The 8,972-nt window shown below is 57.8% G+C and carries 4 protein-coding genes and 5 pseudogenes; 6 read left to right on the top strand and 3 right to left on the bottom strand.

Annotated features, from left to right (window positions below):
- Positions 1-242 precede the first annotated feature (242 nt).
- The 3 genes and pseudogenes from J8I82_RS36655 to J8I82_RS36645 form a co-directional block, all read left to right on the top strand.
- Positions 243-515, top strand: a complete 273-nt coding sequence (locus tag J8I82_RS36655) for an LLM class flavin-dependent oxidoreductase (RefSeq protein ID WP_284183259.1) — start codon at positions 243-245, stop codon at positions 513-515.
- A 20-nt stretch (positions 516-535) separates the two neighbouring features.
- The gene (locus tag J8I82_RS36650; RefSeq protein ID WP_209765376.1) at positions 536-910 is read left to right on the top strand and encodes an LLM class oxidoreductase; all 375 of its coding nucleotides are present in this window, start codon (positions 536-538) and stop codon (positions 908-910) included.
- A 410-nt stretch (positions 911-1,320) separates the two neighbouring features.
- Positions 1,321-1,784, top strand: a pseudogene (locus tag J8I82_RS36645) (IS5 family transposase); the annotation flags it as partial.
- 524 nt (positions 1,785-2,308) lie between these two features.
- On the opposite strand, the pseudogene J8I82_RS39825 reads toward J8I82_RS36645, so the two are convergent.
- The 3 pseudogenes from J8I82_RS39825 to J8I82_RS36630 all read right to left on the bottom strand — a co-directional run.
- Positions 2,309-3,322 (bottom strand): annotated as a pseudogene (locus tag J8I82_RS39825) (IS110 family RNA-guided transposase).
- Between the two features lie 321 nt (positions 3,323-3,643).
- Positions 3,644-4,841 (bottom strand): annotated as a pseudogene (locus tag J8I82_RS36635) (IS110 family RNA-guided transposase).
- Between the two features lie 841 nt (positions 4,842-5,682).
- Positions 5,683-5,822, bottom strand: a pseudogene (locus tag J8I82_RS36630) (citryl-CoA lyase); the annotation flags it as partial.
- Positions 5,823-6,439: 617 nt separating this feature from the next.
- Between J8I82_RS36630 and J8I82_RS36625 the strand changes: the two are divergent.
- The 3 genes and pseudogenes from J8I82_RS36625 to J8I82_RS38845 all read left to right on the top strand — a co-directional run.
- The gene (locus J8I82_RS36625; protein ID WP_209765374.1) at positions 6,440-7,294 is read left to right on the top strand and encodes a sterol desaturase family protein; all 855 of its coding nucleotides are present in this window, start codon (positions 6,440-6,442) and stop codon (positions 7,292-7,294) included.
- 239 nt (positions 7,295-7,533) lie between these two features.
- A complete protein-coding gene (locus J8I82_RS36620) occupies positions 7,534-8,304 on the top strand; it encodes a GH12 family glycosyl hydrolase domain-containing protein (protein ID WP_209765372.1) in 771 nt (256 codons plus the stop codon).
- Between the two features lie 153 nt (positions 8,305-8,457).
- Positions 8,458-8,972, top strand: a pseudogene (locus J8I82_RS38845) (transposase family protein); the annotation flags it as partial.

Raw genomic sequence — 8,972 nt, 5'->3', positions numbered from 1 at the left:
GGTACTCGCAAATCCCTCGGACAAGCTTCCTCTTCAATAACATGCGGGGCGTTGCACTTCGCTCTTGAAACCGCCCTTTCTTAAGCGCCCTGCTGGCGACATGTGAAAGGAGCCCGATAACTGACTTGCGACCCGCAGGTGCGCGTCACAACCATCCAAATTGTTGGCTTACGTGGCACTGCTGCATCGCAGCACATGTGGCGGGACCACTCAACGTTACCCGAAGCGAGCAAGGTCAACCAGTGCTGGTCCAGGCCGGCTCATCGGGGCCGGGCCAAGCACTGGCGGCACGACAAGCTGAGGTCGTCTTCACGGTACAGCAGGATCCCGAGTCGGCTGTCGCCTTTGCCAAGGGGCTGCGCGAGCAGGTGGCGGCGGTCGAGCGCGGCCCGCGTCACTGCCTGATCATGCCGGGCCTGATGCCGGTCATTGGCGAGGCCGAAGCCGAGGCGCACGAAAAGTTCGCCCTGCTCCAGTCGCTTACCGACCAGTCCAATGCGCTCACGATCCCCTGACCGGACAGCTTGGCCTCGACGTGTCCGGCTACACGCTTGACGAGGCACTGCCGCCGCTGTCCACCGACATCATCGTGCACAGCCGCAGCGCCTTGCTGATCAGGCTGGCGCGTGATCGTGGTCTGACGTTTCGCCAGCTTTATCACCTCGTTGCCAGCGCACGGGGCCACCAGATCGTCGTGGGCACGGCCGACCAGGTGGCCGACCATATGATCGACTGGGTATCGACTCAGGCGCAGCCGACGGCTTCAACATTATGCCGGGCACATTTTCCGGATGCGTTCGAGGACTTTACGCGCGAGGTCGTGCCCCGGCTTCAGGCACGCGGAGCATTTCGAGCCGACTACGCCGGAAAAACGCTGCGGGACCACCTGGAACTGCCAATGGCTCCTTGATAGTCAAACCTTTCCAGGTGACGAAGAACCGAAAACGGAGTCAGAGTGGCGCGGTAATGAACGCAGTAGTGGACCGCTTGATCGGACACGCCCGATCACATGATGACGCGCCAGGTTCGAGCATCGGTTTCGCCAAAAATCGGTACCCGCCGAATGGGGGGCGGAAAATATTCGCATTACGCCTCAGAAACTTCCTTGACACGATAGAGACTTCCGGCGCGAATTACCTCGCTTGCAACACACGAAGTGGAATCGGAATACCGGGACCGCCAAGTTCGCATAGCAATACCAAGCGGCAATCTCGCCGATCCACAACTGTAAGAGACCGTTTCAAAAAGACCCCAAGGGGGCTGTTAACCTTTTCGGCAAGCTGTTAACCTTGGCCATCTGAACGATGGGAACCGAGGGGGATGAGCGCGCCGATCATTGATGACGAGTTGTGGGCGCTGATCGAACCTTTGCTGCCGCCGCCGAAGCCGCGACGCAAGAAATATCCAGGCCGCCTTCCTGTTTCGGATCGAGCTGCGCTGAACGGCATCTTGTTCGTGTTCAAGACCGGCATACGCTGGTGCGACCTATCGACCAAGCTGGGATTCGGTTCGGGTCCGACCTGCTGGAGGCGCTTGCGCGACTGGCAGAAGGCTGGCGTGTGGAAGCGATTGCACGAACTATTGCTGGCGAAGCTTCGCGAGGCCCACGAACTCGATTTCTCACGAGCAGCCGTCGATTCATCGTCGGTGCGGGCCGTTGGGGCGGGCGAAAAACTGGCCCGAACCCCACGGATCGCTCGCGACCAGGTTCCAAGCACCACATCCTCGTCGACGCAAATGGCGTCCCCATCAGCGCAATCCTGACCGGCGCGAACCGCAACGACGACAGGCCATACAAGCACGATCACGTGAGCACACGGCCAGCTTGATCCGAAAATAGCGCCGAGGAGACTCGCGAAGATTACAGGATGACGTCGAAAGGTTGCGTTGGCAATCGAGTGTGATGACACCCATTAGCGAGCCGGTGTCAAGTGAGCAAGAACGCCCACGACTGCCTTGGTAGCCGGTTTTCGCATGCCCGATTGCAGTAGCTGAGCGCTCCCGTTTCTTCAATTCCTGGCTGCGACAGATCGCGCCAGACACCCATCAGGATCAAGCGATCGGCTTACAACGGTTGCCTGTCGCCCTGGTGGCTTCACCACCCCAGAAGAACGTTGGTGCCGCGATGCGTCCATGGGGTTTGCACAAAAACGAGGGCTGCCGAATTGTCGGCGCCAATCCACGGCTGGCTCGCATCGTGGGCGATCCGCTTTACTACACATTGGGGACGGCGGTACGGCATCCTATTCAAAACACAAGGGTTGGAGACCAGTCATCACATCAGGTTTGCCGCCCGCCGTCATCAGCTCTACGCGAAGCAGCGCGTCACATCAAACGGTTTGCGCTCCTTCAGAATGTGGAAGCACGCGCGGGCCAGCTTGGGCGCCAGGGCCTTGCGCGCCAAGACCGTGTTGCTCTTGGCTTTCTTTCGCTCGTAGAAGCGCTTGGCCTCAGCACAAAAGCGCAGCGAGAAGTTGGCTGCTTCGATGAACGCCCAAGACAAATACGCGTTTCCGTTCTTGGTGTTGCCTTCGCCTTTCTTCTTGCCGTTGCTCGTGTGCTGGCTGTCCACGCAACGAGCGTACGACGCGAAATTGCCAGCACTAGCAAAGCGATCGATGGGTCCGATCTCCAACAAAATGACGGTTGCAAGAGTTTGGCCGATACCGGGCACCGTAGTCAGCAATGCATAGTCGGGGTTCGGTGTGACCTTTTCTTGAAGACGCTTTTCTACGACTTCGATCTACGCGGAGAGCGTCGTGATGACCGCGACGGTCGCTCGAACAGCAAGTGCCACGTCGTCTGGCAGGTGCATTTGATCGATCGCTTCTTCGCCCAATCGCTTGACCTGATTGCTCGTGATTCGGTTGCCGTACTGACGCGCTGTAATATTCTCAACCGCGAGGATGTGGCTGGTGCGGCTGCGTACCAGTTGCATGCGTTTCCTCGCCAGGTCGCGGACGGCACGGTGCTGCGGCGGCAGGATGGTGCCCGTGGGAAGAATTCCCAATCGTAGCAGGTGGGCCAGGTAACGCGCATCGGTCTCATCCCCTCTGTGCTTGAGCCCGTCGTATTTCTTGATCGCCGTGGTGTTGGCCAGGTGCACTTGGAATCCTGCTTCCTGGAGGCCGTCGACAAGCCAGTACCAGTTGAACGTCGATTCGACCACGACGCCGGCGAGTTCGTCTCGCCACGGGGCAAGAAAAAGCAGAATCTTCATCAGATCGTTGGGCAGCCGCTTTTCCGCCATGACCCGGTCAGCTTCATCAATCACGGTGACTACGCTGTTGTTCGAATGCAAGTCAATGCCACTATATTCCATGTTGGCCTCCTTACGGTTAAAGCGGTTGAGCAAACATACTTTAACCCCGTCGCCCGCCAGGGCGGCGGGGGGAGGCCCGCTAGATGATTTTCAAGACAGGTCGGACCGGGATTCGCAAAGCCTGAAGCAATAGTAAGAGCGTTCAGCTCGCGCGACAGATTAGGAGCGAGTCAGCGGATTTCATCGGGGCCTGCGCAGCATATGCTGCAGAAAGGCGCATATAAAGCTGCAACCTTTCCTGTCGAATCAGAACACAAGAAAACCTGGCGCATCGGGGGCGTTCATATAAATCTATTCTGCCGCGGGGGCCTATGTGTTTCGTCAAGCATTAGGGGCGGATTTCGGCTGATAGAAGGTGCCGTCGCGCAACATGGCGAACAGCACATCACAGCGTCTTCTGGCAAGGGCGATGAGCGCTTGATTGTGGCGCTTTCCTTGCTGGACCTTGCGAGCGTAGTAGCCCCCCGAGACCGGATCTCGCAAGGCGGCAAAGGCTGAGAGAAACAGAGCTCTCTTGAGTACCTTGTTGCCCCGCCTGGACGGATGTTCGCCGCGGATGGACGCGCCTGAGCGGCGGGTGACCGGCGAGAGACCGGCGTAGGCGGCAAGATGCCCGGCCGAAGCGAAGGCTTTGTGCGCGACCTCGGTGAGGAGCCTGGCGGCTGTCCTGACGCCGACTCCCGGCATGCTGGTCAGGACCGGCCAAAGAGGGTGTGCATGTACCAACCGTTCGACTTCGCTGGCGACTTCGTCGCGTTGTTTGCGTAAGGCGGCGAGCTGCTGGGCCAGGCGCGGCATGACGATAGTGGCCTGCGTGCCGGGTACGACGACAGCCTGTTCACTTAGCGCCTGAACGATTTCGGACGCGAGGCCTTTGCCCATACGCGGGGCGAGCTTGGTCAGACGGTTGGCGAGCGTCTTCTCGCTGGTTGCTGCAAGCTCGGCGGGCGACGGGTAGCACTCAAGCAGATCGAGCACGGCCGGATGGTCCAGGCGAGGTCCCAGAACCCGTTCCAGCGCGGGATGGATCTGGGTGAGCAGGCCGCGAATGCGATTACTGGTTTGGGTGATTTGGGCAGCCAGATCGTCGTCGAAGCCGCACAACATGGTGAGTTCGGCGAGCGGCTCGTCAGCGAGTCGAAGCGTGCGCCGTGTATGCGGCATCGATCGCGCGGCTTCGGCGATGATCGCGGCATCTCGAGCATCGGTTTTGGCTTCACCCGCGTGCAGATCAGCGATGCGGCGCATGGCCAGACCCGCCAGATAGGCGACCAAGACGTCTTCGTCGCGGGCGACTGCGACCGGCAGCAATGGTGGCGGGGTGATCGACGACGAACAGGAGTCGGCCGGGTGCCTTGAGGTCGGTGATGAGGGCGCGCAGTTTGGCCTCATCGTTGGGCAGCGCTTTGTTGTACAGGCGCTTCCCGGTCCGATCGAGTGCTACAGCGTGATGCTGGCCTTTGCCTACATCAACGCCGATGAAGACATCGACGAAGTCATGTTGTTGGTTTTCTTGCATCGAAGCTTATGCGGATTGAGCGGGTTGGCCTGCAAAAACGGTGGCAAGTCTCGGCATCCACGTTACGGAGGGCCTCAAGAACACCTTGGCCGAGCCCCTATTAGCGATCACCAGCCATCCACCAGGCCCGGTGACAACACCCCCCCGGATCATGGACGACTGGGGGCAGGAATCATGCCGGGCCTGGCTGGCCAAAGCCCCAATTGTCGGGGCATGAAGATAGTAACGGGGGTACTTGGCGGCGCCGCCAAGTACCGTGACGCCACGCTGGCGCGTCACCTTGCGGCCAAGCATCGACTGCAGCAAGCGGCGGGTCTCCGCCCCGCCAGCGTCGATATTTCATGAGCGCTGCGATAGGGGCGCCAGTTTGGCGACGAACGCTCCGGTGGTGGGCATTTTCCCGGTGTTGTTGCCCTTGCCGGAGATCTCGCCCCACCAGCGCTTGACGCCTGGACGTCGCGACGGCAGAAAAATGCACACAGAACCTCGCTCTTTGCCCTCCGCCGCTGGTACCTATCGCTGGACGAAAAATTGGTGCAACCCATCGCCAACAGCATTGCACAAGGCGCCCTAATTACTCCGGCTAACATTTTCTGCGTTCGCCACTTGTGTCCACGTAACGGTGTCTGCTTGATTCATCGCGCAAATTCTGCCGACGGAATACCATACCACCGGGTTGCGCTCCACTGCTTGCCAGCCACATCCTTGATGTCCGCGCTCTGCGCGCTCTTCTGCACTTCGGCCTGAAGCCTGGCAACCAGTCCGGTTGGCGCCCCTTGGGCGCGGCGAGGCCAAATCAGTTGGTCACGGCACAGTCTTTTAGACCGGCCTCGGCGAATGCCCGCGCCAGCGGTGTCGGGAAGCCGAATTCGGCATAGATGACGGCGGTGGCGCCGTCGATATTCATCCGGGATGGGGCTTGCTCCCACCGCGCGCAATGGCGGCGTAGCGGCCGCTGACCACGCCGTTTTCCGACGCCTGAGAAGTATGCTGCCCGATTCAAGTTCATGAATGCCGGATCAATAAGACGATTCGCCAAGCTGGTACACGGTACTGGCCGTCCTGCGGAACAGCGTATCGCGCTCGGCTGCACTGGCCCTGTGCAGTCAGGCGCTTGAAGACGTTCCGGCCGTTGCTGTAGGCGGTACGAACCCTTGTCGACCGCGAAATTGCCGACGGGCCCAAACGGCACACTCAGTACGGACGCTAGCATAGAAGAACTTTCCTACTCGCGGAGGCCATGATCCTGAATGCCACGTAGGAATTTCCTGATCGACAACATTTGTACCGCAAATTGGTCTTATCCAAAAAATTGATTTTTCCAATTATAAGAAATGCCTCATAATATCCATCGAGTTCATCACCGGTGCCGGTGACAAAAAATACTGCCGAAGCGGTGTCATGAAAATGTAATTCAAAATGTGACATGCTATATTACGTCACTTTTTTCGGCGCGGATTCTATATGAATGAATTTGTGTGGTCACGATAAAGATCAACTGCCATTGTATTCATGATCCCCGCGAAGAAGATGCCGCGTGTTGGACGGGTTGTCATGACCTGAGGTCGACGCGTTTGATGAATCGCCGGAGCAAATAAATGCACGTTCTCGATATTAATCAGATGACTCAGTTTTTCTTGAGGTCGTTTGCGTTGACTGCGGTCTTCGCTACCATATGCGCAGCACTCGAGCTGACATTTCCGGCATATCGATACAGTTTCGCCTCATACGTTCGCGGCGTGCGAAATTGGATCATTCGTCTTGGCTGGGCCGCCTTGATATGGCAATTATATGCTGCGGGCTTGCAATGGCTAGGGATCAAGCCGCTCATAACCATCAATTTTAGTGCATTGCTTCGTGTTGATAGCGCAATTCTTAACACTGGCTTGGCGATCCTTTCAGGAGTCTTGGTCGCGATTTTGGGTGATTTTTTTTATTACTGGATGCACCGCGCTCAGCATGCCATTCCTATCCTGTGGCGCATGCATGCCACTCATCACTCGATCCGCGAACTGACTGCGTGGAACTGCAATCATCACTTGTCTGAGCCGATTGTTTACGCCATTTTTGTGGCACTGCCACTGGTTCTAGTACACTTCGAATCTGGGGTGGTTCCAGTTGTTGCCATGAGTCTGATTGCATTTCAGGTCCATCTAGTACACTCTAGCACGCGCATCAATCTAGGGTCGCTTCGATACATCATCGGGGACAATAAATTCCACCGTATTCACCACTCGGCGGATCCGAGCCACCGGGGCCGAAACTATGGGCTCTTTACAACCATCTGGGACACTATTTTTCTCACGGCATACTGGCCAAAAAAGAATGAGTGGCCGGAAGTTGGCCTCCGAGACCAGTCCGAACCGCTCACCGTTGTAGATTACATTATGTTCCCATTCAATCGGCGTCGCTGGGGTAAAAACAAAGCAGGAAGTGGTGCGCAGGCGAGTTGATGAGGTCGCTCGAATCTGCGGTGGGCTACTAGCAAAACAAATGGCGTATCGCGGGCCATCCAATTGAAACGATGTTCATTTACCCCATTCCAGTGGCGTTTCCAGGTGTGGGGTGCCCATGAAGAAATTTCCAACGAAGCAAATTAGGAGCCTACGTTTTTTAATCGGATCGCACCACTACTTCGATTTCACCGCTATTTCTCGCAAACATCGCCCACCCGACAGGAGGCAGTAACGCCATGCATCGAATCTCGATTCTCGCCAGCTGTGGCGCCGCGCTGGTGCTCGGCGCCACCAACACACAGGCCGCAATGTGGTCTGCCTCTTCTCCCGCGACTTCGTCATGCTCCTCCACCAATCTTTTCGCTTCGTGGAGCTACGGCAGTTACACGTTCAACAATAACGTCTGGTCGCCTTGCAGCAATGTTGCAGCGGGTGCGCAAACCATCTGGGCCAATACCAACGGCGACTGGGGTGTCACTTCAGATCAGCCAAATACAAGCGGCATCAAGTCCTATCCTCACATCGGCTATTCCGTCAACAAAACCATCAGTTCGCTAAGCAGGCTGACCGCTGCGGTCTCGGCCACTACGCCTGCCGGTGGCGCCTGGGAGTCGACTTTCGACATCTGGACCGATGACAAGGCACACGAAATCATGGTATGGTTGAACTACACGGGAACCTCGGCGGGTTGCGGCAACGTCAAGCCAATCTCCTACAATTGGACGTCCGACGGTTGCGCAATCCCGCATCACAGCAACGTTTCGCTGTCCGGTGGCACGTGGAACGTTTATGTGGGCACCAACGGCCGCAACATGGTTTATTCGTTCTTGCGAACGGACAAAACAAACAACACCACGATCGACGTGCTAGCGATCATGAAGTACCTGAAGTCGCTGAACTATTTCCATGACGTCATGATCGGAGATCTGCAGTATGGGTTTGAGATCACCTCGTCTTCCGGCGGCCTGAACTTCGCGTCCAAGGACTTCGTCGTCGCCGCCGAGTGATACTAAGACAGAGGTGGCGGCGGAAATTCGGAAATTCGGACAGTCGGCTAAGTGGAAGAGCTGGGCCGGCCATAATGGCGGGCATAAAGGACCCAGAAGATGACGAAATGAATCAGACGGACCCACTCGGCAACCTTCAAGGCCAAGGTGGCCATGGCCGCGCTCAAGGGCGACAAGACGCTGGCGCCCAGCAGTATGACGTGCACCCGAGCCAGATCACAGAGTGGAAGCAGCAGTTGGCGGAGCACGCTGCGGACGTGAAGGCACTACATGCAAAGATCGGCCAATTGACACTGGAGAACGATTTTTTAGAGCACGCGCTCGGCAAGGCGGGATTGCTGAGCGGAAAGCGATGATTGACCGCGATCACCCGCTGCCGGTGAGCCGCCAGGTCAAGCTGGTCGGCATTTCCCGATCGAGCGTCTACTACTAGCCGCGTCCGATCAGCGACGCGGATCTGAAGCTGATGCGCCGGATCGACGAACTGCATCTGGAGCATCCCTTCGCAGGCGCACGCATGCTGGCCCGCCTGTTGCGACGGGAGAGCCTCCGTGGGCACGCTGCATCGAAGCGCTGTACCGTCGCCCGAACAGAGCCGCAAGCATGCGGCGCACAAGATCTGGCCATACCTACTGCGCGACCGGACGATCGATCGCGCCAACCAGGTG

This window comes from Cupriavidus consociatus, from assembly GCF_017814975.1.
GTDB classification, from domain to species: Bacteria; Pseudomonadota; Gammaproteobacteria; order Burkholderiales; family Burkholderiaceae; genus Cupriavidus; species Cupriavidus consociatus.
Note: the sequence above shows the minus strand (reverse complement) of the source record. Positions and strands in the feature narration are given on the sequence as shown.